Source organism: Conyzicola nivalis, from assembly GCF_014639655.1.
GTDB lineage: Bacteria > Actinomycetota > Actinomycetes > Actinomycetales > Microbacteriaceae > Conyzicola > Conyzicola nivalis.
Genome location: NZ_BMGB01000001.1, coordinates 379,278 through 406,057 on the forward strand (window position 1 = coordinate 379,278; position 26,780 = coordinate 406,057).

At 68.3% G+C, this 26,780-nt stretch carries 25 protein-coding genes; 22 read left to right on the forward strand and 3 right to left on the reverse strand.

Annotated features, from left to right (window positions below; genetic code table 11):
- Nucleotides 1–253: 253 nt before the first annotated feature.
- Genes IEV96_RS01930 through IEV96_RS01945 form a run of 4 tightly spaced genes read left to right on the forward strand, consistent with a single transcriptional unit; the run spans nt 254 to nt 4,396 of the window.
- The gene (locus IEV96_RS01930; protein WP_188511081.1) at nt 254–1,435 is read left to right on the forward strand and encodes an ABC transporter substrate-binding protein; all 1,182 of its coding nucleotides are present in this window, start codon (nt 254–256) and stop codon (nt 1,433–1,435) included.
- A 26-nt stretch (nt 1,436–1,461) separates the two neighbouring features.
- The gene (locus tag IEV96_RS01935; RefSeq protein WP_188509024.1) at nt 1,462–2,658 is read left to right on the forward strand and encodes an ABC transporter ATP-binding protein; all 1,197 of its coding nucleotides are present in this window, start codon (nt 1,462–1,464) and stop codon (nt 2,656–2,658) included.
- Nucleotides 2,659–2,660: 2 nt separating this feature from the next.
- Nucleotides 2,661–3,584 (forward strand): ABC transporter permease, encoded by a 924-nt coding sequence (locus tag IEV96_RS01940; RefSeq protein WP_188509025.1) that lies wholly within the window; start codon nt 2,661–2,663, stop codon nt 3,582–3,584.
- A complete protein-coding gene (locus tag IEV96_RS01945; protein WP_188509026.1) occupies nt 3,584–4,396 on the forward strand; it encodes an ABC transporter permease in 813 nt (270 codons plus the stop codon). Before IEV96_RS01940 ends, IEV96_RS01945 begins: the two co-directional genes overlap by 1 nt.
- Nucleotides 4,397–4,438: 42 nt before the next feature.
- On the opposite strand, the gene gabT is transcribed toward IEV96_RS01945, so the two are convergent.
- Nucleotides 4,439–5,794 (reverse strand): 4-aminobutyrate--2-oxoglutarate transaminase, encoded by a 1,356-nt coding sequence (gene gabT, locus IEV96_RS01950; RefSeq protein ID WP_188509027.1) that lies wholly within the window; start codon nt 5,792–5,794, stop codon nt 4,439–4,441.
- A gap of 32 nt (nt 5,795–5,826) precedes the next feature.
- Here gabT and IEV96_RS01955 point away from each other — a divergent pair, with 32 nt between their 5' ends.
- The 17 genes from IEV96_RS01955 (at nt 5,827) to rbfA (ending at nt 24,084) form a co-directional block, all read left to right on the forward strand.
- Nucleotides 5,827–6,300 carry an OsmC family protein gene (locus tag IEV96_RS01955; RefSeq protein WP_188509028.1) on the forward strand — a complete coding sequence of 158 codons (474 nt, stop codon included), beginning with the start codon at nt 5,827–5,829 and terminating at the stop codon, nt 6,298–6,300.
- Between the two features lie 49 nt (nt 6,301–6,349).
- Entirely contained in the window at nt 6,350–7,369 is a 1,020-nt protein-coding gene (locus IEV96_RS01960; protein ID WP_188509029.1) for a DUF2330 domain-containing protein, read from the forward strand.
- Nucleotides 7,370–7,494: 125 nt separating this feature from the next.
- Entirely contained in the window at nt 7,495–8,475 is a 981-nt protein-coding gene (locus IEV96_RS01965; protein ID WP_188509030.1) for an FKBP-type peptidyl-prolyl cis-trans isomerase, read from the forward strand.
- 90 nt (nt 8,476–8,565) lie between these two features.
- Nucleotides 8,566–9,645: a 1-deoxy-D-xylulose-5-phosphate reductoisomerase gene (gene dxr, locus IEV96_RS01970; protein WP_188509031.1), complete on the forward strand. Its 1,080-nt coding sequence runs from the start codon at nt 8,566–8,568 to the stop codon at nt 9,643–9,645.
- A 55-nt stretch (nt 9,646–9,700) separates the two neighbouring features.
- Nucleotides 9,701–11,044: a M50 family metallopeptidase gene (locus IEV96_RS01975; RefSeq protein ID WP_188509032.1), complete on the forward strand. Its 1,344-nt coding sequence runs from the start codon at nt 9,701–9,703 to the stop codon at nt 11,042–11,044.
- Between the two features lie 40 nt (nt 11,045–11,084).
- Complete coding sequence (gene ispG, locus IEV96_RS01980) at nt 11,085–12,233, forward strand: flavodoxin-dependent (E)-4-hydroxy-3-methylbut-2-enyl-diphosphate synthase (RefSeq protein WP_188509033.1); 1,149 nt, start codon at nt 11,085–11,087, stop codon at nt 12,231–12,233.
- 43 nt (nt 12,234–12,276) lie between these two features.
- Nucleotides 12,277–14,040, forward strand: coding sequence for a proline--tRNA ligase (locus IEV96_RS01985; protein WP_188509034.1), 1,764 nt, complete (start codon nt 12,277–12,279; stop codon nt 14,038–14,040).
- Nucleotides 14,037–15,035: an AAA family ATPase gene (locus tag IEV96_RS01990; protein WP_188509035.1), complete on the forward strand. Its 999-nt coding sequence runs from the start codon at nt 14,037–14,039 to the stop codon at nt 15,033–15,035. The genes IEV96_RS01985 and IEV96_RS01990 overlap by 4 nt, the downstream gene beginning before the upstream one ends.
- A 7-nt stretch (nt 15,036–15,042) precedes the next feature.
- A complete protein-coding gene (locus IEV96_RS01995) occupies nt 15,043–15,930 on the forward strand; it encodes a DUF58 domain-containing protein (RefSeq protein ID WP_188509036.1) in 888 nt (295 codons plus the stop codon).
- The gene (locus tag IEV96_RS02000) at nt 15,917–16,417 is read left to right on the forward strand and encodes a hypothetical protein (protein ID WP_188509037.1); all 501 of its coding nucleotides are present in this window, start codon (nt 15,917–15,919) and stop codon (nt 16,415–16,417) included. The genes IEV96_RS01995 and IEV96_RS02000 overlap by 14 nt, the downstream gene beginning before the upstream one ends.
- Entirely contained in the window at nt 16,408–17,394 is a 987-nt protein-coding gene (locus IEV96_RS02005) for a vWA domain-containing protein (RefSeq protein WP_188509038.1), read from the forward strand. Before IEV96_RS02000 ends, IEV96_RS02005 begins: the two co-directional genes overlap by 10 nt.
- Entirely contained in the window at nt 17,391–18,413 is a 1,023-nt protein-coding gene (locus IEV96_RS02010) for a vWA domain-containing protein (RefSeq protein WP_188509039.1), read from the forward strand. Before IEV96_RS02005 ends, IEV96_RS02010 begins: the two co-directional genes overlap by 4 nt.
- Nucleotides 18,410–19,123: a tetratricopeptide repeat protein gene (locus tag IEV96_RS02015; RefSeq protein ID WP_188509040.1), complete on the forward strand. Its 714-nt coding sequence runs from the start codon at nt 18,410–18,412 to the stop codon at nt 19,121–19,123. The genes IEV96_RS02010 and IEV96_RS02015 overlap by 4 nt, the downstream gene beginning before the upstream one ends.
- A gap of 112 nt (nt 19,124–19,235) precedes the next feature.
- A complete protein-coding gene (gene nusA / locus IEV96_RS02020) occupies nt 19,236–20,240 on the forward strand; it encodes a transcription termination factor NusA (RefSeq protein ID WP_188509041.1) in 1,005 nt (334 codons plus the stop codon).
- Between the two features lie 82 nt (nt 20,241–20,322).
- Complete coding sequence (locus IEV96_RS02025) at nt 20,323–20,598, forward strand: YlxR family protein (protein ID WP_188509042.1); 276 nt, start codon at nt 20,323–20,325, stop codon at nt 20,596–20,598.
- A 45-nt stretch (nt 20,599–20,643) separates the two neighbouring features.
- Entirely contained in the window at nt 20,644–23,475 is a 2,832-nt protein-coding gene (gene infB / locus IEV96_RS02030; protein WP_188509043.1) for a translation initiation factor IF-2, read from the forward strand.
- Nucleotides 23,476–23,586: 111 nt separating this feature from the next.
- The gene (gene rbfA / locus IEV96_RS02035) at nt 23,587–24,084 is read left to right on the forward strand and encodes a 30S ribosome-binding factor RbfA (protein ID WP_188509044.1); all 498 of its coding nucleotides are present in this window, start codon (nt 23,587–23,589) and stop codon (nt 24,082–24,084) included.
- A gap of 95 nt (nt 24,085–24,179) precedes the next feature.
- Here rbfA and IEV96_RS02040 read toward each other — a convergent pair whose 3' ends face one another.
- Nucleotides 24,180–25,043, reverse strand: a complete 864-nt coding sequence (locus tag IEV96_RS02040) for an iron-sulfur binding domain-containing protein (RefSeq protein ID WP_188509045.1) — start codon at nt 25,041–25,043, stop codon at nt 24,180–24,182.
- A gap of 33 nt (nt 25,044–25,076) precedes the next feature.
- Here IEV96_RS02040 and IEV96_RS02045 point away from each other — a divergent pair, with 33 nt between their 5' ends.
- Nucleotides 25,077–25,682, forward strand: coding sequence for a nucleoside/nucleotide kinase family protein (locus tag IEV96_RS02045; RefSeq protein ID WP_188509046.1), 606 nt, complete (start codon nt 25,077–25,079; stop codon nt 25,680–25,682).
- A 21-nt stretch (nt 25,683–25,703) separates the two neighbouring features.
- Here IEV96_RS02045 and IEV96_RS02050 read toward each other — a convergent pair whose 3' ends face one another.
- Nucleotides 25,704–26,714: a ketopantoate reductase family protein gene (locus IEV96_RS02050; protein WP_188509047.1), complete on the reverse strand. Its 1,011-nt coding sequence runs from the start codon at nt 26,712–26,714 to the stop codon at nt 25,704–25,706.
- Nucleotides 26,715–26,780 lie beyond the last annotated feature (66 nt).

Sequence of the window (26,780 nt, forward strand, 5' to 3'; positions counted from 1 at the left end):
GCGCCGCGTTAGCCCGACCAACGATTCCGCAGCAAAGAACACCTCGTTCTGCTGATTTCGTGAAATCCATGTTACGAAGTGAATGTTTCCGTCGCGGATTGCTGGTCGCGACGCGCTCGCTATGCCAGTATCGACTCACACATTCGAGAGGTCGGGGCGAACCGTGTCACGGACGCCAACTGAACGCACCGCGCGCACTAGAGGAGCACACGTGAGCAGAGCCACCCTGAACGCAGCCCTTCCCGAAGACCCGATGATCAGAAAGCTCGTTCAGCAGGCTCGCGCCTCGCAGGTCTCCCGCCGAGCCCTGCTCGCCTCGGGCGGCAGCGTCGCGGCGGCGCTCGCCCTCGCGGCCTGCAGCACCGGCGGGAGCACCAAGCCGACCGCCGCGGCTGACACCTCCGACAGCGACAAGACGCTCACCTGGGCCAACTGGGCCGCCTACATCGACGAGGCCGACGATGGCAGCTACCCCACTCTCGACCGGTTCACCGAGCAGACGGGCATCGACGTTACCTACCTCGTCGACGTCGACGACAACAACTCCTACTACGGCAAGGTCAAAGACCAGCTCGCCCTCGGCCAGGACATCGGTGCCGACACGGTCTGCCTCACCGACTGGATGGTCGCGCGGCTGATCAACTTCGGCTACACGCAGGAACTCGACCACGCCAACATCCCGAACATCGGCAACCTCATCGCCAGCCTGCAGAACCCGGACTTCGACGAGGGCCGCACGATGTCGCTGCCCTGGCAGGGCGGGTTCGCGGGCATCTGCTGGAACAAGGAGAAGCTGCCGAACGGGTTGAAGAGCGTGAACGACCTCTGGAACCCCGAGCTCAAGGGCCGGGTCGGCGTGCTCTCCGAGATGCGCGACACCATCGGGCTGATCATGCTGCAGGAGGGCGTCGACATTTCGGGAGACTTCAGCGATGACGACTTCAGCACGGGCATCGACATCTTCCGCGAACAGGTCGAGTCGGGTCAGATCCGCAACGTCAAGGGCAACTCCTACCTCGAAGACCTCACGAACGAGGACACCCTCGCCGCGATCGTCTGGTCGGGCGACATCACCGTGATCAACGCAGAGGCCGGCGACAAGTGGGAATTTGCGATCCCCGAGGCCGGAGGAACCATCTGGAACGACAACTTCGTCGTGCCGATCGGTTCGACGCGCAAGGCCAACGCCGAGGCGCTGATGAACTACTACTACGAGCCGGAGGTCGCGGCAGAGGTCGCCGCGTGGGTGAACTACATCACCCCCGTCGAGGGTGCGAAGGAGGCGATGCAGGCCATCGACCCCGAACTGGCCGAGAACCAGCTGATCTTCCCCGACGAGGAGACGCTCGCCACTGTCAAGTCGTTCCGCACGCTCACGTCCGAGCAGCAGCAGAAGTACGGCGCCGAGTTCCAGAGCGTCCTGCTCGGCGTCTAGCCCACACAAGCACAGGGAGCAGCACCATGGCAGGATCATTCGCCGAATCAGGCGCCGACCTCGAACTCGTGGGGATCACCAAGCGTTTCCCGGGCTTCACCGCCATCGACGACCTGACCCTGACCATCCCCGCGGGCTCGTTCTTCGCCCTGCTCGGTCCGAGCGGCTGCGGCAAGACCACGACCCTGCGCCTCGTCGCCGGCCTCGAGGACGCGACGGCCGGCCGCATCCTGATCGGCGGCACCGACGTCACCACCACCAAGCCCTTCCAGCGCCCCGTCAACACCGTGTTCCAGAGCTATGCACTCTTCCCGCACATGAGCGTGCTCGAGAACGTCGCCTTCGGTCTGAAGAGACGCAAAATCGCGGATGCCACGGCTCGCGCCCACGAGGCGCTGCGTCTCGTCGAGCTCGACCACCTCGCCCAGCGCAAACCGCAGCAGCTCTCCGGAGGCCAGCAGCAGCGCGTCGCGCTCGCCCGGGCCGTCGTCAACCGTCCGGCCCTGCTCCTCCTCGACGAGCCGCTCGGCGCCCTCGACCTCAAGCTGCGCCGCCAGATGCAGATCGAGCTGAAGGCCATCCAGCAGGACGTCGGACTGACCTTCTTACACGTGACCCACGACCAGGAGGAGGCCATGACCATGGCCGACACCGTCGCCGTGATGAACAAGGGACAGATCGAGCAGATGGGCGCCCCCGAGGAGTTGTACGAGCTGCCGAAGACCGCGTTCGTCGCGAACTTCCTCGGGCAGTCGAACCTCTTCACCGGACCGGTGGTCTCCTCCGGTGAGGCATCGATCGTCGTCGACGTCGCCGGGCGCAAGATCGAGATCCCCCGGCAGCGCGCCCAGCGCCACGCCGGCCAGGTCACGATCGGCGTGAGGCCCGAGAAGCTCAGGCTGCACACGGCGGCCCCCGAACCGCAGCCCGACGTCAACGTCGTCGGCCCTGGCCGCGTCACCGACGTCTCCTTCAGCGGGGTGAGCACGCAGTACCAGGTCGCCGTCCCCGGTCTCGGCACTCTCGTGGTCTTCGCGCAGAACATGGTGTTCGGCCCGGTGGTCTCGCTCGCCGCCGAGGTCTGGCTCACCTGGGACACCGACCACGGGTTCGGTCTCGCCGACGACCCGGCCGACGCACCCCGGTTCGCCTCCGACACCGACACACACTCCCTCGCCCTGCAACGGCGGGAGAAACTCGAGGCGGAGCTGGAAGGGGCCTAGGAATGGCCTTCGGAGCGTTCGGGGCGACGACCACGGCGACCGCGCCGGCGGAGCCCGCCATCCGCAAGCGCAGCAAGGTCGCGCTCCTGCTGCTGCTGCCCGGCGTGCTCTACCTGGCGCTGTTCTTTCTGGCGCCGCTGCTGTCGCTCGTGATCACGTCGTTTCAGGCGCCCGTCGAGTTCGGCGACATCGGCCAGTACCAGACCGCCTTCCGCTGGGAGAACTACACGACGGTGCTCGACACCTACACGCCGCACATCGTCCGCTCGTTCGCTTTCGCGGCCACCGCGACGGTCGCCGCCCTGCTGTTCAGCTTCCCGCTCGCCTATTTCATCGGGGTGAAGCTGCGGCGGTTCCCCCTGCTGCAGGCGCTCGCGCTCACGCTCGTGATCGCCCCGTTCTTCATCAGCTTCCTGCTGCGCACGCTGGCGTGGAAGCAGCTGCTGTCCGACGAGAGCTGGTTCGTCTCGGCCCTGCACGGCCTGCAGATCCTGCCCCCCGGCGAGCACGTCACCGGAACCGCCTTCTCGGTGATCTTCGGTCTCACCTACAACTTCATCCCGTTTATGACCCTGCCGATCTACACCTCGCTGGAGAGGCTCGACCTGCGTTACGTCGAGGCCGGGGGAGACCTGTACGCGAGCCCCGCCTCGACGTTCTTCCGCGTGACCGTGCCGCTCGCGGCACCCGGCATCATCTCCGGCGCACTGCTGACCTTCATCCCGGCGGCGGGCGACTACATCAACGCCAGCCGCGACTTCCTCGGCAGCACCGACACGGCCATGATCGGCAACGTGATCGAGGCCAACTTCCTCGTGCTGCAGAACTATCCGGCGGCGGCCGCGCTGTCGCTCATCCTCATGGTGGCGATCCTGATCCCGGTCAGTGTCTACGTCATGCGCAGCGGAACGGACGACCTGCTCTGATGTCTTCCCTCTCTCGCTGGTTCGGGCGGTACGCGCTGTGGATCTACTCGGGTCTCGCCTTCGTGTTCCTGCTCATCCCGATCGCCTACACGATCGCGTTCTCGTTCAACGACTCGCGCCGCTCCAACATCGTCTGGCGGGGGTTCACCCTCGACAACTGGGCGCGGGTCTGCGAGGCGCAGGGTGTCTGCGCCGCCTTCGGCAACAGCCTCGTGGTCGGTGTCGCCGCCACACTGCTCGCCACAACCCTCGGCACGATGATCGCGATCGCCCTCGTGCGCTTCAGGTTCCCGTTCCGCAACTCGACGACGCTGCTGCTCTTCCTGCCGATGGCCACGCCGGAGGTCGTGCTCGGCGCGGGGCTCGCCGCCGAGTTCCTCACCGCGGGGGTGCAGAAGGGCGCGCTCACGGTGATCCTGGCGCACACCATGTTCTGCATCAGCTTCGTGGTCGTCACCGTGCGGGCGCGGGTCGCGAGCCTCGACCCGGCGCTCGAGGAGGCGGGTCGCGACCTCTACGCGTCGCCGACGCAGGTGTTCATGCGCATCACGTTCCCGTTGCTGCTGCCCGGCATCATCGCCGCCGCGCTGCTCAGCTTCGCGCTCAGCTTCGACGACTTCATCATCACGAACTTCAACTCGGGCTCGTTCGTGACGTTCCCGAAGTACGTCTACACGGCCGCGGCCCGCGGCATCCCGGCCGAGGCCAACGTCATCGCGTCGGCGGTGTTCGTGATCGCGATCGTCTTCGTGGTCGCGGCGCAGCTCTCCGCGGCGGCGAGGCGCAAGCGCCTGGCCCGAGGCGGTCCCTGAGCTCGTCGAAGGGGCGCTTCGACAAGCTCAGCGACCGAGGGGTCAGAGCGCGGCGAACCCGTCGGCCAGCACGCCGAGGGCCTCCAGCAGCAGCTCGTCGCTGATGGCCAGGCTCGGCAGGAAACGCAGCACGTTGCCGTAGGTTCCCGCGGTCAGGAGCAGAACGCCGTTCTTTGCGGCGTAGTCAGCGAGGAAGGTGACCGAGGCGGCGTCGGGCTCGGTGGTGCCGGGCCGCACGAGTTCGATCGCGACCATCGCCCCGATGCCGCGCACGTCGCCGATGACCGGGTAGCGCTTCTGCAGGTCGAGCAGCGCGGTGGTGAGGGTCTTGCCGATGCGCTCGCCCTCGGCCAGCAGGCCGTTCGCCTCGATCTGCTCGAAGACGGCCACGGCGGCTGCAGCGGAGACGGGGTTGCCGCCGAAGGTGCCGCCGAGACCACCGGGCTGGGCGGAGTCCATGATCTCGGCACGGCCGGTGACCCCCGCCAGCGGCAGGCCGCCCGCGATGCCCTTGGCCGACAGGATCATGTCGGGAACGACGTCGAGGTGCTCGCTGGCCCAGTACTTTCCGGTGCGGGCCATGCCGCTCTGGATCTCGTCGGCGATGAAGACGATGCCGTTCTCGGTGCACCACTGCTGCAAGGCCGGCAGGTAACCGGCGGCCGGGACCATAAATCCGCCCTCGCCCTGGATCGGCTCGACGATGAGGCAGGCCAGATCGGAGGCGCCGACCGTCTTCTCCAGGTGGGCGATCGTCTTCTTGGCGGCATCCGCACCGCTCAGTCCGTCGTGGAACGGATACGAGCTCGGCGCGCGGTAGATGTCGCCCGCGAACGGGCCGAAGCCGGTGCTGTAGGGCGACGCCTTGAAGTTCATCGCCATGGTGAGGTTCGTGCGACCGTGGTACGCGTGCTCGAGCACCGCGACACCGTTGCGTCCGGTGTGCTTGCGGGCGATCTTGACACCGTTCTCCACCGCCTCCGCACCGGAGTTCACCAGCACCGTGCGCTTCGCGTGGTCGCCGGGGGTGTGCTCGGCGAGCAGTTCGGCCACGCGCACGTAGCTCTCGTACGGCGTGATGGTGAACAGCGTGTGGGTGACGTTGCGCAGCTGCTCGGTGGCCGCGGCAACCACGGCGTCGTTGGTGTGGCCGATCGTGGTCACGCCGATGCCGGCACCGAGGTCGATGAACTGGTTGCCGTCGACGTCGACGACGATCGCGCCGTGCGCCTTTTCGATGTAGACGGGGAGCATGGATGACACGCCGGGAGGAACCACCGCGAGGCGGCGCTCGTGCAGCTCCAGCGACTTCGGACCGGGGATCGCCGTGACGACGCGGCGCTCCTCGACGACGGTGGAGACGAACGGGGCCGTGGTGGATGCGAGCAAGTCAGTCATGATGGAGTCAAGATTACTCGGGAGAAGACCAGATGAACCTCGAACACCACTACGCGACCAACATCAAGTGGGCCGGCAACCGCGGCACCGGCACGAGCGGCTACAAGGCCTACGGCCGGGAGACCGTGATCACCGCCGCGGGCAAGCAGCCGATCGACGGGTCGAGCGACCGTGTCTTCCACGGAAACGCCGAGCGCTGGAACCCCGAGGAACTGCTGCTCGCGGCGCTCGCCGAATGCCACCTGCTGAGCTACCTGCACGTTGCGGCGAGCCACGGCGTGGTCGTGACCGACTACTCGGACGCCGCGACCGGCACGATGGTGCAGACCGCCGACGGCGGCGGCCACTTCACCTCGGTCACCCTGCGCCCGCGGGTCACGATCGCGAGCGGCGACGCCGCGCTCGCGCTCACGCTCCACCACGAGGCGAGCACGAAGTGCTTCATCGCGGCGTCGGTGAACTTCCCGGTTCTGCACGAACCGGAGATCGTGGTCGTGCCCGCGTAGCTGAGGGATTCTGGGGAAACCCCGACCCGGGGTATGACACGATGGGAAAATGAGGCGTTTCTGGGCAGTGGCGGTCGCGAGCGTTCTGCTGACCCTCACCGCCGCCGCTCCCGCCCACGCCTGCGGGTGTGGCGCCGTCGTGTCCGCACCCGGTGCCGTCGTCGACGTCACGTCGGAATCGGCGATCCTCAGCCTGAAAGACGGCGTGGAGACGATCGTGCTCTCGCTCGGCGTGGATTCCGTGATCGCCAACGGCGGGCTCATCGTGCCGACGCCCACGCCGGCGACGATCGCTCCGGGGGACCCGGCACTGTTCGACGCCCTCCACGCCCAGACCCTTCCGCGCGAGCGGGTCGTCGACGACTGGTGGGGCAACCTGGTCGCCCCCGGCGCACCCGAGACCGCCCCGCAGGTCATCTCCCGCGTCGCGGTCGGCCCGCTCGAGGCGACGACCCTCGAAGCCACCGACACCGCCGGGCTGTCCCGCTGGCTGACCGACAACGGTTTCGAGCTCACGGGCGAGGTGTCGAGCCAGCTCCAGCAGTACATCGACAAGCGGTGGCAGTTCGTCGCCGTCAGACTCTCCGCCTCGGAGGGCGCCGACGGCACGCTGCTCGACGGGATGCTCGACCCGATCCAGATCTCCTTCCCCAGTCAGTCCCTGCAGTACCCGCTCGGCATGGCGAAGGCCGAGACGAGCGAGCAGTCGCTGCGGTTGAACGTCTTCTCCGACACCCGCGTCGACCTCGTCCGCGCCGGCACCACCGACGTGCCGCTCGACGCGGGAGTGCGCACGGCATGGGCGGGCGAGGTCACCGAGCCCGCACTCAGCGGTCTCGGCGCCTTCCTCACGGTGGTCGACGTCAGGCTCGACACGCCCGCCACCCAGATCAGCAGCGAGATCGGCATCGTCGCGGCCGCCGACAGCGCGACCGTCGATCCGGCCGTGGTCGTCGTCCGGCCCATCGAACTGCTCGGCTTCCCCCTCGGCACGCTGCTGGCGGTGTGGGCGGGACTGGGCCTCCTCGGCCTGCTCGGTGTGACGATCGCGCGCAGTCGGCTGCGCTGATTCAGGCCGTTCCGTTACAAGCTATTCAGCCGCGACTCACGTCGCCCTCAGTTTGATGGGCCACAATGGGGGCTGCTCCCCGCAAACGGGGATCACCCGCAGCACGGTTATAGAAGGGTGCGGAATTGCGCACAGCATTGTCTCTAGTGGTCGTTCTCGGCCTCGTCGGATCTCTCGCGGCCTGTAGCGCCGCCACTCCCGAAGCGAGCGCCGATTGCACGCCCGCCAAGTCGGGCAAGGCGTCGGAGAGCGTCGACGTTTCCGGCAAGTTCGGGGCGGCGCCGACCGTCAAGATCGACGACCCGCTCACCACGAAGACCACGCAGCGCTCCGTGGTCATCGACGGTGACGGCGCAGTGGCCGAGGCCGGTTTCGACATCACCGCCGAATTCTCGGTCTACAACGGTACGACCGGCGAGAGCATCGACGCCACGGACTACGCTGACGCACCCGTCGAGTGGACCCTCGACGAGAGCCTGATCGCGGGCTTCACGAAGACCCTGCAGTGCTCCACCGCCGGCAGCCGTGTCGTCGGAGTCATCGCTCCCGAAGACGGCATCGCCGCCGAGAGCCTCGAGGGCCTCGGACTCAAGGCCGACGACTCGCTCGTCGTCGTCGCCGACCTGCTGACCGCCGAGAAGCCGGCCGAGGTCGCCCCGACCCTCCCCAAGGCCGACGGCGAAGACCAGCCTCTTCCCGATGGCTTCCCCGACATCAAGGTGAGCATCGCCGACGACGAGTCCGGAACCCCCACCCTCACCCTCCCGGGCGGAGACGCACCCACCGAGCTGCAGCTCGCCGTCCTGAAGAAGGGCGACGGCGAGGAGGTCGGCGCGGGCGCCGACGTCATCGTCAACTACACGGGCATGAACTGGGCGACCAGCGAGGTCTTCGACAGCAGCTGGGAGCGCGGCGAGCCGGCCCCGTTCAACACTGCCGAGGTCATCCCCGGCTTCACCCAGGCGCTCGAGGGCCAGACGGTCGGATCGCAGATACTCGTGGTGATCCCGCCGGCTCTCGCCTACGGTACCGCCGCCGAGGGTTCGACGAGCGAGCTCGCCGACCAGACCCTCGTGTTCATCATCGACATCGTCGGTCTGGGCTAGTGGGCCCGGGCTAGTCGGTCTGGGCTGATAGCCGTCCAGAAGAGGGGCCGGGCCGTCAGGCCCGGTCCCTTTTCGCTTTAAGCTAGCCCCGTGCGCAAAGTCATAGTCCTCGGGTCCACGGGATCCATCGGTGTGCAGGCCCTCGAGGTCATCGCCGAGAATCCCGAACGTTTCGAACTCGTCGGCCTCGCCGCGGGTACCAATGCGCAGAAACTCGCCGAACAGGCAGCAGCCTTCGGCGTCGAGCACACTGCGCTCGGCGCCGAGGGGGCGAGCGACCTCGTGCGCGGCGTCACCGCCGACGTCGTGCTCAACGGCATTACCGGATCGGTCGGCCTCGGCCCGACGCTGGCAACGCTCGAAACGGATGCGACGCTCGCGTTGGCGAACAAGGAGTCGCTGATCGTGGGCGGAGACCTGGTCAAGGCCCTCGCCAGCCCCGGCCAGATCGTGCCCGTCGACTCGGAGCACTCGGCCATCGCCCAGGCTCTCCTCGCCGGAACCGCGGCCGAGGTGCGCCGGCTCATCGTGACGGCGTCGGGCGGTCCGTTCCGCGGACGCTCCCGCGACTCGCTCGCCAACGTCACCCCGCGCGAGGCGCTCGCGCATCCGACCTGGGACATGGGTCTGGTCATCACGACCAACTCGGCCACCCTCGTGAACAAGGGACTCGAGGTCATCGAGGCGCACCTGCTCTTCGACGTGCCCTACGACCGCATCGACGTCACGGTGCACCCGCAGTCGATCGTGCACTCCATGGTGGAGTTCGTCGACGGTTCGACGATCGCCCAGGCCAGTCCGCCGAACATGAAGCTGCCCATCTCGCTCGGTCTCGACTGGCCGAACAGGGTCGAAGAGGTCGGGACGCCGCTCGACTGGACCGTCGCGAGCACCTGGACGTTCGAGCCGCTCGACGACGACGTCTTCCCCGCCGTTCAGCTCGCCAAGACCGTGGGCCGGCTCGGCGGCACGTTCCCCGCCGTGTTCAACGCCGCGAACGAGCAGGCGGTGCTCGCCTTCCACGCCGGCCGCATCGGCTTCCTCGATATCCTCGACACCATCGAGCGCGTCGTCGAGAAGCACGAGGCGGGGGAGCGTTCCCTCGAGGGCGTCTACGAGGCCGAGCGCTGGGCCCGCAAGACGGCAGACGCACTGCTCGACGCGCACTAGCGCCGTGCAGCCGCCGCACAGCGGATCCATGGTTTCCCGGCGCTACTCTTAGCCAGTGGAATCCGTCCTTCTCTATGTGCTCGGCATACTCGTCGTCGTCGTCGGCCTAGCGCTGTCGATCGGCCTGCACGAGGTTGGCCACCTCCTGCCCGCAAAACTCTTCGGGGTGAGGGTGGGCCAGTACATGATCGGCTTCGGTCCGACGCTCTGGTCGCGCCGGTTCGGCGAGACCGAGTACGGCCTCAAGGCAATCCCGATGGGCGGCTACATCTCGATGGCGGGCATGTACCCGCCGGCGAAAGACGGCACCGTTTCGGCGCGCACCGCGAGCACCGGCTTCTTCCAGACGCTGGTTCAGGATGCGAGAACGGCGAGTGCGGAGACCGTAGTGGTCGGGCAGGAGGAGCGCGTCTTCTACCGGCTCGCCGTGTGGAAGCGCATCGTCATCATGCTCGGCGGGCCCGTGATGAACCTGCTGATCGGCATCGTGCTCTACGCCGTGCTGCTCATGGGCTTCGGCGCCCAGCAGGTCTCCACGACGATCGGCAGCGTCTCCGAGTGCGTCGTGAGCCAGACGAGTGAGAGCACCGACGGCGGCACGGAGTGTTCGGCCGGCGACACCGAGGCCCCAGGGGCGGCGGCCGGCATCCTGCCCGGCGACAAGCTCGTGAGCCTCGACGGCACCACGATCACCGAGTGGGACCAGGCCACGGCGATCATCCGCGACTCCGCGGGAGACGACCTCACCATCGTCGTAGAGCGCGACGGCGAGACCGTGACGCTCACCTCGGTCCCGCTGCTCACCGAGCGCTACGTCTACGACGCCGACGGTGCGATCGTCGAAGACTCCGACGGCAACTCGGTCACCGAAGAGGTCGGCTTCCTCGGCATCGGCCCAGCCTACGAGACCGTCAAACAGCCGATCACCGCCGTGCTGCCCGCCGTCGGCGACAACATCGGTCGCGTCGGCCACATGATCCTGAACCTGCCCGAGCGCCTCGTCGACGTCGTGAACGCCGCCTTCGGGACCGAGGAACGCGACCCCAACGGCCCGATCAGTGTCGTCGGCGTCGGACGCCTGGCCGGCGAGATCTCGAGCCTCGACACCATCCCGATCGTCGACAAGGCGTCCGGGCTCATCGGTCTGCTCGCGTCGCTGAACATCGCGCTGTTCGTGTTCAACCTGGTTCCGCTCATGCCCCTCGACGGCGGCCACGTCGCCGGCGCGCTGTGGGAGGGCATCCGTCGCTTCTTCGCGAAGCTGTTCGGCCGCAAAGACCCGGGCCCCGTCGACATCGCCAAGCTCGTACCACTCACCCTCGTGGTCGTCGTGCTGCTCGGCAGCATGAGCGCGCTGCTCATCTACGCCGACCTGGTTAAGCCGATCAGCATCCTCTAGTGCCAGCGCACACCGACCTCCCGAAAGTAGAATCGACAACGTGCCTGCCATAAACCTCGGACTCCCCAAAGCCCCCAACGTCCTCACCCCCCGCCGAAAGACCCGCCAGATCAAGGTCGGCAAGGTCGGAGTGGGCAGCGAGTCCCAAGTCAGCGTGCAGTCGATGACCACCACGCAGACGACCAACATCAACGCCACCCTGCAGCAGATCGCCGAACTGACGGCGACCGGCTGCGACATCGTGCGCGTGGCCGTTCCGCATCAGGACGACGCGGACGTGCTGCACATCATCGCGTCGAAGAGCCAGCTGCCGATCATCGCCGACATCCACTTCCAGCCCCGCTACGTCTACTCGGCGATCGATGCGGGTGTCGGCGCCGTGCGCGTCAACCCGGGCAACATCCGCAAGTTCGACGATCAGGTCGGCAAGATCGCCGCGGCAGCGAAGGCCGCGGGCGTCTCGATCCGCATCGGCGTCAACGCCGGTTCGCTCGAACCGAGCCTGCTGCAGAAGTACGGCAAGGCCACCCCCGAGGCCCTCGTCGAGAGCGCCGTCTGGGAGGCGAGCCTGTTCGAGGAGCACGACTTCCACGACTTCAAGATCTCGGTCAAGCACAACGACCCCGTCACGATGGTTAAGGCCTACCGCCTGCTCGCCGAGCGCGGCGACTGGCCGCTGCACCTCGGTGTCACCGAGGCCGGCCCCGAGTTCCAGGGCACCATCAAGAGCGCCACCGCCTTCGGCCTGCTTCTCGGCGAGGGCATCGGCGACACCATCCGTGTCTCGCTGTCCGCCCCTCCCGCGCAGGAGGTCAAGGTGGGCCTGCAGATCCTGCAGTCCCTCGGGCTGCGCGAGCGCAAGCTCGAGATCGTGTCCTGCCCGAGCTGCGGACGCGCCCAGGTCGACGTCTACAAGCTCGCCAACGACGTGACCGAGGGGCTCGAGAAGATGACCGTGCCGCTGCGCGTCGCCGTCATGGGCTGCGTCGTGAACGGACCGGGCGAGGCCCGGGAGGCAGACCTCGGCGTCGCGAGCGGAAACGGTCGCGGCCAGATCTTCGTCAAGGGCGAGGTCATCAAGACCGTGCCGGAGGCCGACATCGTCGCCACACTGATCGAGGAGGCCAACCGCCTCGCCGCCGAGATGCCGGTGGGTGCCACGGGTTCGCCGGTAGTCGTCACGCCGTAGGCCGAGTCTCTGCGCTCCGAGATTGCTCAACTAGAATCGCCGGGTGTCTACTCGTCTCTCGCAGCTCTTCGTCCGCACCCTCCGTGAAGATCCCGTCGATGCGGAGGTGGCCAGCCACCGCCTGCTCGTGCGTGCGGGCTACATCCGCCGCCAGGCGCCCGGAATCTACGCCTGGCTGCCGCTCGGCCTCAAGGTAAAGCGCAAGATCGAGGCCATCATCCGCGAGGAGATGGAGGCCGCCGGCGCCCAGGAAGTGCACTTCCCCGGTCTGCTGCCGCGCGAACCCTACGAGACCACGGGCCGCTGGACCGAGTACGGCGACAACCTCTTCCGCCTCACCGACCGCAAGGGCGCCGACTACCTGCTCGCGCCGACGCACGAGGAAGTCTTCACGCTGCTCGTGAAAGACCTCTACTCGTCGTACAAAGACCTGCCGCTCTCGATCTACCAGATCCAGGACAAGTACCGCGACGAGGCACGCTCCCGCGGCGGACTGCTGCGCGGCCGCGAGTTCACGATGAAGGACGCCTACAGCTTCGACTACACCGACGCGGGGCTCGATCTCAGCTACCAGGCCCAGCGCGACGCCTACGAGCGCATCTTCGCGCGCCTCGGGCTCGAGTACGTCATCGTCAAGGCCGACGCCGGGGCGATGGGCGGAAGCCGCTCCGAAGAATTCCTGCACCCCACGCCGGTGGGAGAAGACACTTTCGTGCGAACGGATGGCGGCTACGCCGCGAACGTGGAAGCGTTCACGACGGTCGTGCCCGACGCCCTCCCCGTCGACGGCCTGCCCGAGGCCCGCGTGTTCGACTCGCCCAACACGCCGACCATCCAGACGCTCGTCGACCTGGCCAACGCCGAGCAGCCCCGCGCCGACCGGCCGTGGACCGCGGCCGACACGCTCAAGAACGTCGTGCTCGCGCTCGTGAATCTCGACGGCACGCGCGAACTCGTCGTCGTCGGCCTGCCCGGCGACCGCGAGGTCGACCTCAAGCGCGTCGAGGTGGCGTTCGCTCCCGCCGAAGTGGAAGCAGCAGGCGAGAGCGACTTCGCGAAGTACCCGCTGCTGGTCAAGGGCTACATCGGACCGTGGTCGAGTGTCGGGCCCGTGCTGGGCACCGAGTCATCCAGTGGCATCCGCTACCTGCTCGACCCCCGTGTCGTCGACGGGACCCAGTGGATCACCGGCGCGAACGTCGACCAGAAGCACGTGCTCGGACTCGTCGCCGGCCGCGACTTCGTCGGCGACGGCGTCGTCGAGGCCTCGGACGTACGGGTCGGCGACCCGGCGCCCGACGGTTCCGGCTCGGTCGAGCTCGCCCGCGGTATGGAGATCGGCCACGTCTTCCAGCTCGGCCGCAAGTACGCCGAGGCGCTCGGCCTCAAGGTGCTCGACGAGAACGGCAAGCAGGTCACGGTGACCATGGGCTCGTACGGCATCGGCGTGACGCGCGTGCTCGCGGTGATCGCCGAGAGCACCAACGACGGAAAGGGCCTGCTGTGGCCCGCCGAGGTGAGCCCCTTCGACGTGCATGTCGTGGCCGCTGGCAAGGAGCCGGTGGTCTGGGAGACGGCCGAGGCCCTCGTGACGGCGCTCGAGGGGAAGGGCAAGGACGTGCTGTTCGACGACCGCCCCAAGGTCTCGCCGGGCGTCAAGTTCGGCGATGCCGAACTGCTGGGCGTTCCGCTCATCGTGATCGTCGGTCGCGGTGCCGTCGACGGCAACGTCGAGCTGTGGGACCGCCGCACGAACGAACGCACGCCGTACACGGTCGCCGAGCTCGTCGAGGTCCTGTCGAAGTGACCCGCATCTCGCCGGACGAGCTCGCGCGGGCGAAGTCCATCCTCGACACCATCACGGCGTCCTACGGGCACACCGTCGTCGGCCAGGACGGCTTGCGCTCGAGCCTGATGATCGCGCTCATGACCGGCGGACACATCCTGCTCGAGAGCGTGCCAGGCCTCGCGAAGACCACCGCGGCCAAGGCACTCGCCGACGCCGTGAGCGCGAGCTTCAAGCGCATCCAGTGCACCCCCGACCTGCTGCCCTCCGACATCATCGGCAGCCAGGTCTTCGACTACGCCACGTCGAGCTTCTCAACCCAGCTCGGACCGGTGCACGCCAACTTCGTGCTGCTCGACGAGATCAACCGCTCGAGCGCCAAGACGCAGTCGGCGATGCTCGAGGCGATGCAGGAGCGCCAGACCACGATCGGCGGCGAGGTGTTCCCGCTGCCGCACCCGTTCCTCGTGCTCGCCACGCAGAACCCGATCGAGCAGGAGGGCACGTACCACCTGCCCGAGGCCCAGCTCGACCGCTTCCTACTCAAGGAGGTGCTCGACTACCCCGAGTTCGCCGAGGAGATCGAGATCCTCGCCCGCCTCGAGGCCGGTGTCTACGACGACGACGAGTCGACCGACGTGCACCCCGCCACGGTCACCATCGACGACGTGCTCTTCCTGCAGTCCGTCACGAAGCGCGTCTTCCTCGACGACTCGATCACGAACTACATCGTCTCGGCCGTGTACGTCACCCGTCACGCCGACCAGTACATCGGTGCCGAGCTCGCGGGCAGCATCGAGTACGGCGCGAGCCCGCGCGCGAGCATCGCGTTCAGCAAGGCCGCGCGGGCGCTCGCCCTGCTAAACGGTCGGGACCACGTGATTCCGGAGGACGTGAAGACCCTGCGCCACGTCGTACTGCGGCACCGGATCATCCTGAACTTCGAGGCGATCGCCGACAACATCGTTCCCGAGACCATCATCGACGCCGTCTTCGACGCCGTGCAGGCGCCATAGGCCCCGTGTGACATCCCTGCTGCGTCGCGTCAAAACGACACTCTCGATCCGCGCGCACCGCAGGGTGCGCGGGCTGCTCGAGGGGGAGTACACGTCGGTCTTCCACGGGCGCAGTATGGAGTTCGACGACCTCCGGCCCTACGTCGCGGGCGACGAGGTGCGGGATATCGACTGGAAGGCTACGGCCAGGCTGCGCACGCCGATGACGAAGAGGTTCATCGCCTCGCGCAAGCACACGGTGCTCGTGATCGCCGATACCGGCCGCAATATGGCCGCCCTCGCCGAGCACGGCGAGACGAAGCGCGACCTCGCGGTGCTCGCGGCGGGAACCGTCGGCTATCTCGCCATCCGGCACGGCGACCGGGTCGCCATGGTCGCGGGCGACGCCGACCACACCCTCTTCGTCGAACCGGCGTCGACCGAGGCGCACCTCGAGCGGATGCTGCAGAAGATCGACACGAACACTCGCGTCGATTCCGGCGCGAGCGACCTGACCAGGCAGCTCGAGTACGCGGCGAAGGTGTTCCGCCGCCGCATGATCGTGTTCGTCATCGCCGACGACCGCGAGCTCGGCGCCGAAGAGCAGCGACTCGTGCGCCGGCTGTGTGTGCAGCACGAGGTGCTCTGGCTGCGTATCGGCGACGCCGACCTGATGAAGCCCGAGTGGGGGAGCAGCGGAATGCACGACGTACACGACGAAGCGTCGATCCCGGCGTTCCTGCGCGGGGACGCGTCGCTGCGGGCGGAGTTCAGAGCCGCGGTCGCCGAGAGTTCGGCCAGGGCGGAAGACGTCTTCGAGAGCTTCGCCGTGAGCAGCCAGCGCGTGAGCAGCGAGGCGCAGGTCGTTCCGGGGCTGTTCCGGCTACTGGAGGTGCACCGTCATGCGCGTCGTTGACACTCTGGTCGGTGCCGCGACGCTCACGGACGGCAGCTTCTACCCGCCCGTGCAGTACTCGCCGGTGTGGCTCGTGATCGGGGTCGTACTCGTCGCCCTCGTGATCGGCTGGCTCGTGTTCGTGCTGCTGCTCACGCGTCGCCGCGCCGAACCGTACGAATACGTCGGCTCTATTCCGCAGCTCACCGAGACCGTGCGCGATGCCTACCTCGCCCGCATCGACGATGTCGGACGCCGTTACGACGCCGGTGCCGTGACGTTCAGCGACGCCCACCACGAGCTCAGCGCCCTCGTGCGCTCGTTCGCCTCCGACGCGCAGGGTGTGCGCGCCCGGTTTATGACCCTCGACGACCTGCGCAGAACGCCGCACCGCGCCCTCGCCGAGACGGTGGAGCGCCTCTACCCCGGCGCGTTCAGCGGCAACACCGGCGGCCGCATCGACGACGCCATCGCCAGGGCCAGCGAGCTGGTGCGTACATGGAACTGATCTTCTGGTGGATGCTCCCGCTCTGGCTGGTCGGGCTCGCCGCGGCCGTGGCGGTCGCCGCTGTGCTCGCGCGTCGCAGCCGGCGCCGCACGGCTCTGTCGCTGCCCATCGCCCACCGCGACCGCCTCACGGGCCTGCCGGGCTACGCGCGCGCGCTGCGCCGCTACCGCCGGCTGCTCGTCGGCCTCATCGCCAGCCTCCTCGTGCTGCTCGTGGGCGTGGCGCTCATCACGGCGCGGCCCGCCTCCGTGTCATCCGTTCAACCTAAACTCAGCAACCGCGACATCGTGCTCTGCCTCGACGTCTCGGGGTCGATGGTCGACTACGACAGAGAGGTGCTCGACGTGTTCGGCGAGCTGGCCGAACAGTTCACGGGGGAGCGCATCTCGCTCGTCGTGTTCAACGCCTCCGCGGTCACCCGGTTCCCGCTGACGAGCGACTACGAGTACATCGCCGACCAGTTCGCCGCGCTGCGCGACGACTTCGACTCCGAGACCAGCGACTACTACCGCGGAACACTGTTCGGCAACGGCTCCTCGCTCGTCGGCGACGGACTCGCGTCGTGCGTCGTGCGCTTCGACACACCCGACGCCGAACGCAGCCGCTCGGTGATTCTGGTGACCGACAACCTCATCGCCGGCGAGCCGATCTTCACCCTGCCGGAGGCGGGAGCGCTCGCGCAGCAGCGGGGCGTCACCGTCTACGGCATCAACCCGGGCGACACCGACGCGAAGGCCTACCTTGACGACCTGGCGGTCGAGTTCCGCACGGTGGTGGAGGGCACACAGGGCTCGTACTTCGCGCTCGACGACCCGAAGGCCATCCCGTCTATCGTCGACGAGATCACCTCCCAGCAGGCCGCCGAGATGGTGGGGGAACCGCAGATCGTGCTCACCGACCGGCCCGAGGTGCCCGTGCTCATCGCCTTCCTCGGGCTCGCGGGGCTGTTCGTCTTCGCTTGGAGGTTGCGCCGATGACCTTCGACTCGCTCGTACCGCTGTGGTTGCTCGTTCTCCTGGCCGCCGTCTTCGCCGCGTTCGCCGTCTGGCGCATCCTGCGGGCACCGTCCGTGCGGGTCGGCGTCGCGTGGGTGGCGCGCATCGCCGCCGTGGTTTTGCTGGCCGCGGTGGCGGCGCAGCCCATCATCCCTGCACCGCCCGCGCAGCGCTCCGTGGCCGAGGGCGGACTCGAGGTCTACATCGCGGTCGACACCACCAGCAGTATGGCCGCGGAAGACTGGGCCGGCGGCGCCCCGCGGCTCGACGGCGTCAAGGCCGACATCCGAGCGATCGCCCAGCAGCTCGACGGGGCGAGCTTCTCGCTCGTCACCTTCGACGGTGCCGTGGTGCAGCGGGTGCCGTTGACGACGGATGCCACGGCTCTCGTCTCCGCGGGTGACGTGCTCACGCAGGAGGTCACCGCGTACTCGCTCGGCAGCAGCGTCGACGAGCCCGTCGCCGTGCTCGGCGAGATCCTCGGTGAGGCCGCCGCCGAGAACCCGCGCCAGAGACGGGTGCTGTTCTACCTCGGCGACGGCGAACAGACCTCCGGAGCCGTGCCGGGCAGCTTCGAGTCGCTCGCCCCCCTGCTCAGCGGGGGAGCCGTGCTGGGCTACGGCACGGCCGAGGGCGGCCCCATGCGCCAGTTCGACGGCGGCTACGTCGACCCGGCGGCACCGGCGCCCTACATCCAGGACTACAGCGCGGGGGAACCGGTCGACGCGATCTCGCGCATCGACGAGGAGCAGCTCGCCGAGATCGCCGCCCAGCTCGGTGTCGGCTACACGCAGCGCACCGCCGCCTCGAGCATCGAGCCGGTCTTGGCCGAGTTCGACGTGGGCGATGCGGACATCACCGAGGGCGCCCGCGGGGTGCGCACCGAGCTCTACTGGATTCCGGCGATCCCGCTCGGTCTCCTCGCCCTCGTCGAGATCGTGCTGCTGGGCGGCGCCCTCGCCGAGTTGAAGCCCAAGGGAAGACGGGAGGTGACCACGTGAGCTCGCACGCGCACCAGGACGACACGCGCGCCCGGCGTCGGCGCCGCGCCAAGTACCTGCTCTGGTCGCTGCCCGTTCTCGTCGCACTGCTCTACCTGGCCGTGCGGCTGATCGGGCTCTCCGTGGTGAACCAGACCGCCATCGACCTGTACGACTCCGGCCTGTACGAGGCGAGCGAGGACCGTTCGACGAGCCTGCTCGATCAGCAGATCGTCGAGCCCTACCTGCCATGGTTCAACCGTGGCGATGCCAAGGCGGCGCAGGAGGAGTACACCGACGCGGTCGACGACTTCGAACGCGCCCTTGAGCTCGCCCCCGCCGAGCGCCAGTGCGATGTCCGCGTCAATCTCGCCCTCAGCTGGGAGCGGCTCGGCGACATCTACTCCGCCGCCGGTTTCCCCGACGGCGCGAAGCAGCTCTACGAGGCGTCGCTCGCCGTCATCGCCGAGGGGGAGGACTGCGTGCCGCCCGAGCCGTCCGGAGTCGACCTGACCGAGGCCGGCCCGCGTGTGCAGGGCAAGATCGACCAGGCCGAGCAGCAGAGCCAGGCCGCCGATCCCGGCGGGGACACCGACTCCGGCGGCCTCGACCAGCAGCTCGACGAGCTCGGGCAGAAGGGGCAGGCGGGGGAGCAGGACCTGCAGAACGGCGAGTCGCTCGACCGGGGCGAAGACAGCGGAAACCAGGGCTTCCCGCTCAAACCGTGGTGACCGGAGCGGGCGCGCGGTAGGCGATGCGGGTGCGGCTCGGGTAACTTAGTCTTCAGGTATTCGCGACCCAGAGGCCGCGGACCAACAAAAACCTGAATAGTGGAGGCCCTCAGTGGACATCGATCTGAGCGTGCTGCGTCTCATGGAACGAGAGCGCGAGATTCCGTTCGAGGAACTCGTCGCGATTATCGAGCAGGCCATTCTCACGGCCTATCTCAAGCACACCGAAGAGAACGAGCAGAAGCCGGGTGAGGGTGCGCCTACGAAGGCGCGCGTCCACCTGGACCGCAAGACCGGACACGTGAGCGTGTTCGTTGCCGAGGTCGACGACGACGGAACCGTCATCGGCGAGGCGGAAGACAGCCCGAGCGACTTCGGCCGCATCGCCGCCTTCGCGGCGAAGCAGGTCATCAACCAGCGCCTGCGCGACATCGCCGACGAGCACATCCTCGGCGAATTCCGGGGCCGCGAGGGCGACATCGTCGCCGGCATCATCCAGCAGGGACCCAACCCGCGCATGATCCACGTCGACCTCGGCACGATCGAGGCGATCCTGCCGCCCGAAGAGCAGGTGCCGAGCGAAACGTACGCGCACGGTAGCCGGCTGCGCGTCTACGTGACGAGCGTCGCCAAGGGCGCCAAGGGTCCGCAGATCACCGTGAGCCGCACGCATCCGGCTCTCGTCCGCAAGCTCTTCGCACTCGAGGTCCCCGAGATCGCGAGCGGTCTCGTCGAGATCACCTCGCTCGCCCGCGAGGCGGGACACCGCACCAAGATGGCCGTCCGCGCCACCGAGGCGGGCATCAACGCCAAGGGCTCGTGCATCGGCGAGCTCGGACAGCGCGTCCGCGCCGTGTCGGCCGAGCTGAACGACGAGAAGATCGACATCGTCGACTACTCCGAAGACCTTGCGACCTTCGTGGGCAACGCCCTGTCGCCGGCGCGCGTCACGAGCTCGTTCGTGATCGACCAGGCGACCAAGGCCGTCCGTGCCCTGGTTCCCGACTACCAGCTGTCGCTCGCGATCGGCAAAGAGGGCCAGAACGCCCGCCTCGCCGCGAAGCTCACCGGCGCCCGCATCGACATCCAGCCGGATTCGATTCTCGAAGACAAGTAGCTTTCCGGTCCCTGAGCTCGTCGGAGCGCCCCTTCGACAAGCTCAGGGACCGGACAGGCCCCGGCACTCATGAGGGGGTAGTATGGAACCCGTTAGAACTTGCCTCGGCTGCCGAGTGCGCGCCGACCGTTCCTCCTTGTTGAGGGTGGTTGCTCGTGACGGTGTCGTCGTCGCCGATCCGTCGGCAACGCTTCCCGGCCGAGGTGCGTGGGTACATCCCACGGTTCAGTGCGTAGAAACCTCAGTGAAACGCAAGGCCTTCGGTCGAGCGTTTCGTTCGAGTGTCACGGTCGATACCGTGCGGCTTCTCGCAATTGGCGGAGTCTCCCAGAGACTCCATGAAGAACAGGCTGATTGACCTATGGACAACTAATGAGCGGCTCGAAATGAGTTCCGTCCACTAATGGTCTGCCCCTGTCCGGGTGCAGACCCAGACAGGAGAATTGTGGCTGCCAAACCACGCGTACACGAAATCGCCGCCGAACTCGGCGTCGACAGCAAGATCGCCCTCGACAAGCTCAAAGAAATGGGCGAATACGTCAAGGGCCCCTCGTCGAGCATTGAGCCCCCCGTAGCGCGTCGCCTCAAGGCGGCGCTCGAAGCAGCCGGCGTCAAGCCGGCCGCAGCGGCCCCCAGTGCCCCCAAGCCCCCCGTCAAGGCCGCGGCTCCGCGTCCGGCGGCGCCCAAGCCCGCAGCGGCCGAGGCACCCGTCGTCGTCGAAGAGCCCGTCGCCGAGCCGGTCGTCACCGCCCCGGCCCCCCTCACGGTGGCCGAGCGCCAGGCCCAGGCCGAGGCGGCAGCAGCCGCCGCAGCCGCGGCCCCCGCCGCACCCGCCGAGGGTGCTGCTCCCGCGGCAGCCGGCGCCAAGCCGGGCGCTTCGAGCATCCCCCGCCCCGGACAGCCCCGCCCGGGTAACAACCCGTTCGGCAGCAACCAGGGCATGCAGCGTCCAGGCGCCGCTCGTCCCGGCAACAACCCCTTCGCCTCAAACCAGGGCATGCAGCGCCCCGGCGCTCCGGTTCCCGGAGCGGCTCCGTCGGGCACGCCCGGCATCCCGCGTCCGGGCGCCCCGCGTCCCGGCGCTCCCCGTCCGGGTGGACCCGGCCAGGGTGCACGCCCGCCGGCATTCGGTGCTCGTCCGGCCGGTGCCGGTCGTCCCGGCGGCGCCGGTGGCGCTCGTCCGGCCGGCGGCGGTTTCCGTCCCGGCGGCGCTCCCGGTGGAGCCCCCGGAACCCCCGGTTCCAACTTCGGTCCCAACCGCCCCGCAGGCGGCGGCGGTCGCGGTCGCGGCCCGGGCGGTGGTACCGCTGGTGCCTTCGGTCGCGGTGGCGGCAAGAGCAAGGCCCGCAAGTCGAAGCGCACGAAGCGCGCCGAGTTCGAGCTTCGCGAAGCCCCGTCGCTCGGTGGCGTCAGTGTCCCCCGCGGCGACGGCTCGACGGTCATCCGTCTTCGTCGTGGCGCGTCGATCACCGACTTCGCCGACAAGATCGACACCAGCCCCGGAAACCTCGTCACCGTGCTGTTCCACCTCGGACAGATGGCTACGGCGACCGAGTCCCTCGACGAGGCGACCTTCGGGATCCTCGGTGACGAACTCGGGTTCAAGATCGACATGGTCTCGCCGGAAGACGAAGACCGCGAGCTGCTGAGCGGCTTCGACATCGACCTCGACCAGGAGCTCGAAGACGAAGACGACGAAGACCTGGAGATCAGGCCCCCCGTCGTCACCGTCATGGGTCACGTCGACCACGGTAAGACCCGCCTCCTCGACGCCATTCGTAATGCGAACGTCGTCGCGAGCGAGGCCGGCGGAATCACGCAGCACATCGGTGCGTACCAGGTCGCCGCCGAGCACGAGGGCATCGAACGCAAGATCACCTTCATCGACACGCCGGGCCACGAGGCGTTCACCGCCATGCGCGCCCGTGGTGCCCAGGTCACCGACATCGCGATCCTCGTGGTCGCGGCTGACGACGGCATCATGCCCCAGACGGTGGAAGCCCTCAACCACGCTCAGGCGGCCGGCGTGCCGATCGTCGTCGCGGTGAACAAGGTCGACAAGGTGGGTGCGAACCCGGCCAAGGTGCGCCAGCAGCTCACCGAGTTCGGTCTCGTCGCGGAAGAGTACGGCGGAGACACGATGTTCGTCGACGTCTCGGCGTTGAACAACATCGGCATCGACAAGCTGCTCGACGCCGTGCTGCTCACCGCAGACGCCGGTCTCGACATGCGTGCCAACCCGAACAAGGATGCCCGTGGTGTCTCGATCGAGGCGAAGCTCGACAAGGGACGTGGTGCGGTCGCGACCGTGCTCATCCAGTCGGGAACGCTCGAGGTCGGAGACCCCATCGTCTCCGGAACGGCCTACGGCCGCGTGCGCGCCATGTTCGACGAGAACGGCAACTCGGTCGAGTTCGCGACGCCGGCCCGCCCCGTGCAGGTGCTCGGACTCACCTCCGTTCCCCGCGCCGGCGACACGTTCCTCGTGACCGACGACGACCGCACGGCCCGCCAGATCGCCGAAAAGCGCGAAGCCGCAGAGCGCAACGCCCTGCTCGCCCGCAGCCGCAAGCGCATCAGCCTCGAGGACTTCACCAAGGCCCTCGAAGACGGCAAGGTCGAATCGCTCAACCTCATCATCAAGGGTGACGTCTCCGGTGCTGTCGAAGCACTCGAAGAGTCGCTGCTCAAGATCGAGGTCGACGAGTCGGTTCAGCTGCGGATCATCCACCGCGGTGTCGGTGCTGTCACCGAGAGCGACGTCAACCTCGCTACCGTCGACAACGCCATCATCATCGGCTTCAACGTGCGCCCCGACCCGAAGGCGCGCGACCGCGCGTCTCGCGAGGGTGTCGACGTGCGCTTCTACTCGGTCATCTACGCGGCTCTCGAAGACGTGGAGAACGCCCTCAAGGGAATGCTCAAGCCGGAGTTCGAAGAGGTTCAGTCGGGTGTCGCGGAAATCCGCGAGATCTTCCGTTCCTCCAAGTTCGGCAACGTCGCGGGTGTCATCGTGCGCTCCGGTACGATCACCCGAAACGCCAAGGCCCGCGTCATCCGCGAGGGAGTCGTCGTCGGCGACAACCTCGCGATCGAGAGCCTGCGTCGTTTCAAGGACGACGTCACCGAGGTTCGTACGGACTTCGAGGCCGGTATCGGTCTCGGCAAGTTCAACGACATCCAGATCGGCGACGAGATCGAGACGATCGAAATGAAGGAAAAGCCGCGGGTCTAGTCCCCACGGTGTCATCGCTTGATTGGGCAGGTCGCTTGCGGCCTGCCCAATCGGCGCCTTAATCAGCAGTATCGCTGAGCAGCAGTATCGCTAGACAACAGGGAGCACGACATGGCCGATCAGGCTCGCGCCGCCAAGATGGCGGACCGCATCAAGGTAATCATCGCCAAGACCCTCGAGCGCGGCGTCAAAGACCCACGCCTCGGCTTCGTGACCATCACCGACGTGCGTGTCACCGGTGACCTCCAGCACGCCTCGGTGTTCTACACGGTCTACGGCTCCGACGAGGAGCGCGCGGACACCGCAGCGGCCCTCAAGTCGGCCACCGGCATGATCCGCAGCGAAGTCGGGAAGAACATCACCGCCCGCCTCACGCCGAGCATCGAGTTCATCGCCGACGGCATCCCCGAGAACGCCGCGCTCATCGAGAGCCTGTTGAACGAGGCCCGCTCGCGCGACGCCGAGTCCGAGACGCTCGCGAAGACCGCGCAGTACGCCGGTGACGAAGACCCGTACGTCAAGCCGCGCCCGTTCGTCGGCGACGACGAAGACCTGGCCGGCGACGACGAGGACGACGACGCGGCCTTCGAGTCGGGCCCGCGCCCGTAACCTCAACGAATGAGCCGATTCCGGCGAGATGACGGCGTAACGGACGCCTCATCTCGCCGTTTTCGGCTCATTTGCGGCGAGTCGCGCCGGCGTACCTAGCTCGGCAGCTCGAACGCGCCGCCGACGTCGACCACGAGGCCGTCGACGAGCAGCCCGGCCAGGGCGCGCTCGCGCTGCTCCTCGATCGCCCACACCAGTTCGATCTCGCCGGCGGTGACGGGGACTTCGCTGGCGCGCAGCTCGGCGAGAATGAGTCCGCGCACCTGCCGGTCGCTGCCGGGGAACTTCTTCTGCACGGGAGCCCGCCGTCCCTCGAACGCCGGGTAGCCGGCCAGGCGCCACGCGCAGGCATCGGCGATCGGACACACCTCGCAACGAGGCGACCTCGCCGTGCAGACGACGGCCCCGAGTTCCATGACGGCCGCGTTCGCGGTACGGGCATCCGCAATCGACTCGGGCAGTATCGCCTCCATCTCGGCCAGGTCCCGTTTCGACGCGGGTCCGGGCTCGCCGACGCCGCGCACCGCCCGGGCGAGCACGCGCCGGATGTTCACGTCGACGACCGGATGCCGGTGGCCGTACGCGAAGACCGCCACGGCACGCGCGGTGTAGTCCCCGATGCCGGGCAACGCCAGGAGCGAGGGGACGTCTTCGGGCACTATGCCCCCGTGGCGCTCGGTGATGGCGACGGCGGCGGCGTGCAGGTTCAGGGCACGGCGCGGGTAGCCGAGGCTCGCCCACGCGCGCACCGCGTCGCCAGGGGAGGCCGCGGCGAGGTCGGCCGGTGTCGGCCAGCGTTCGAGCCACTCCTCGAGCCGCGGGACGACGCGCACGACGGGCGTCTGCTGCAGCATGAACTCGCTCACGAGAGTGCCCCACGCGGTGAAGCCGGGGCGGCGCCAGGGCAGGTCGCGACCGTTGGCTACGAACCAGTCGCTGACGGCCGGTGCGATGCTCACACCCCCAGCCTAAGCGCGGCGTAGGCTGGCCGGATGACGCCTTGGCAGCCCGAGAAGAAAGACGTGCTCGCGGCTCTCGCCGACGACATCCTCCACAACTACGGCAAGGGGCGCACCGTCGTCGCCGTCGACGGTATCGACGCCGCCGGCACAAGCCGGTTCGCCGACGATCTCGCCGGCGCGATGCGGCTCAAGGGCCACGCGGTGTTCCGTGCGTCGATCGAGGGCTTCCACCGCCCGCGCGCCGAGCGCTTTGCCCGCGGGCGCGACTCGGCGGAGGGCGCCTATCGCGACTCCTACGACTACCTGACGTTCCAGCGCACGCTGATCCAGCCGTTCCGCATGGGCGGCAGCACCGGCTTCGTCGCGGCGGCCTTCGACGTCGAGCGTGACGCCCAGGTGGAACCGGTCTGGCTCACCGGCCCGGCGGACGCGCTGCTCATCGTCGACGGCAGCTTCCTCAACCGTCCCGAGCTGCGCGGCCTGTGGAACTACTCCATCTGGCTCGAGGCGGCGGAGGAGCAGAGCGGCGCGCAGGCGCTCTACGCCGCCGAGTCGAAGCCGCGCACCGCGGCGACCGCGATCGTCGACAACGTCGACGCCGAGCACCCGCGTCGCCGTTTCGCCGACAGCTGCTAGCGCGCGGGCGCGGCGCTGCGGCTAGACCTCGGTGTCGGTCTCGGTGGCTGTTGCGACCCTGGCGATGACGACCTCGGGCACCACGAAGGTCTTGCTCGACTCCACCTCGTGCACGAGCCGCACGATGAGCGCGTTGATCGGTGTGGGCACGCCCAGGCGTTCGCCCGCGGTGACGACGGCGCCGTTGAGGTAGTCGATCTCGGTCGGCTGGTCGCGGCGGATGCTCTGCAGCGTCGAGCCGGGGTTCGGTGTCGGACCCAGCCGGCGGCGCAACACGCGCGGCAGCGCTTCAGCAGCCCATAGGGGCGCCCGCGAGAAGGCGCCGAGCACGGACTCGCTCAGCCCGCCCAAGGGCACGAAGCGCGCGCCGTCGGCCCGGGCCACGCCCACCGCCTCGCGCATACTGCGGGTGAGGACCCGGCGCAGGCCGCGGTGCGCGATGACGTCTTGCACACTCAGTCCGGTCACGGCCGGCAGCGCGTTCAGCTGGTTGTACACGAGCTTGGTCCACTGCGCCGAGGCGAAGTCGTCGACGCGTCTGACGGGTATCACCGCGCCGAGCACGCGCACGACGAGCGCCGTGGCATCGCGGTCGTCGCCGCCGACGAAAGTCTGGCTGGCGGTGGTTATGGTCACCCGGCCGGGGGAGTGGTAACTGGCGGCGAACATCGCGAGCGCTCCGACGACGGGGTTGCCAGGGACCCCGGCACGCGCGGTCTCGACCCCGCCGAGACCGTTCTGCACGGCGACGACGGGGGCGTCGCCGATGGCCTCACGGTTGTCGGCGAGGGCCGCCGCGGCATCCTGAGCCTTGGTCGTGACGAACACGAGTTCGGCTCCGGGCGACAGCCGCTCGGCCGCGGTCACGCGCACGTCGTGGTCGCCCCACTCGCCGCGCAGTTTGATGCCGTCGCGCCGGATCGCCTCGAGATTCGCCCCGCGCGTCGTGACCGACACGTCGTGCCCGCCCGCCGCGAGCAGGGCCGCGATGGCGCCACCCACGGCGCCAGCCCCGATCACCGCGATTCGCATGGGGAAAGACTATGCGCTCCCGGATGTGCGTCCGCTCGGCTACCCCAGTTAGCCATTGATAGACTG

What these genes read in the sequence shown, in the direction of transcription:
- IEV96_RS01930 (WP_188511081.1), top strand. Translation starts at nt 254, where the DNA reads ATGATCAGAAAGCTCGTTCAGCAGGCTCGCGCCTCGCAGGTCTCCCGC.
- IEV96_RS01935 (WP_188509024.1), top strand. Translation starts at nt 1,462, where the DNA reads ATGGCAGGATCATTCGCCGAATCAGGCGCCGACCTCGAACTCGTGGGG.
- IEV96_RS01940 (WP_188509025.1), top strand. Translation starts at nt 2,661, where the DNA reads ATGGCCTTCGGAGCGTTCGGGGCGACGACCACGGCGACCGCGCCGGCG.
- IEV96_RS01945 (WP_188509026.1), top strand. Translation starts at nt 3,584, where the DNA reads ATGTCTTCCCTCTCTCGCTGGTTCGGGCGGTACGCGCTGTGGATCTAC.
- gabT (WP_188509027.1), bottom strand. Translation starts at nt 5,794, where the DNA reads ATGACTGACTTGCTCGCATCCACCACGGCCCCGTTCGTCTCCACCGTC.
- IEV96_RS01955 (WP_188509028.1), top strand. Translation starts at nt 5,827, where the DNA reads ATGAACCTCGAACACCACTACGCGACCAACATCAAGTGGGCCGGCAAC.
- IEV96_RS01960 (WP_188509029.1), top strand. Translation starts at nt 6,350, where the DNA reads ATGAGGCGTTTCTGGGCAGTGGCGGTCGCGAGCGTTCTGCTGACCCTC.
- IEV96_RS02000 (WP_188509037.1), top strand. Translation starts at nt 15,917, where the DNA reads ATGCGCGTCGTTGACACTCTGGTCGGTGCCGCGACGCTCACGGACGGC.
- IEV96_RS02005 (WP_188509038.1), top strand. Translation starts at nt 16,408, where the DNA reads ATGGAACTGATCTTCTGGTGGATGCTCCCGCTCTGGCTGGTCGGGCTC.
- IEV96_RS02010 (WP_188509039.1), top strand. Translation starts at nt 17,391, where the DNA reads ATGACCTTCGACTCGCTCGTACCGCTGTGGTTGCTCGTTCTCCTGGCC.
- IEV96_RS02025 (WP_188509042.1), top strand. Translation starts at nt 20,323, where the DNA reads ATGGAACCCGTTAGAACTTGCCTCGGCTGCCGAGTGCGCGCCGACCGT.
- infB (WP_188509043.1), top strand. Translation starts at nt 20,644, where the DNA reads ATGGTCTGCCCCTGTCCGGGTGCAGACCCAGACAGGAGAATTGTGGCT.
- rbfA (WP_188509044.1), top strand. Translation starts at nt 23,587, where the DNA reads ATGGCCGATCAGGCTCGCGCCGCCAAGATGGCGGACCGCATCAAGGTA.
- IEV96_RS02045 (WP_188509046.1), top strand. Translation starts at nt 25,077, where the DNA reads ATGACGCCTTGGCAGCCCGAGAAGAAAGACGTGCTCGCGGCTCTCGCC.
- IEV96_RS02050 (WP_188509047.1), bottom strand. Translation starts at nt 26,714, where the DNA reads ATGCGAATCGCGGTGATCGGGGCTGGCGCCGTGGGTGGCGCCATCGCG.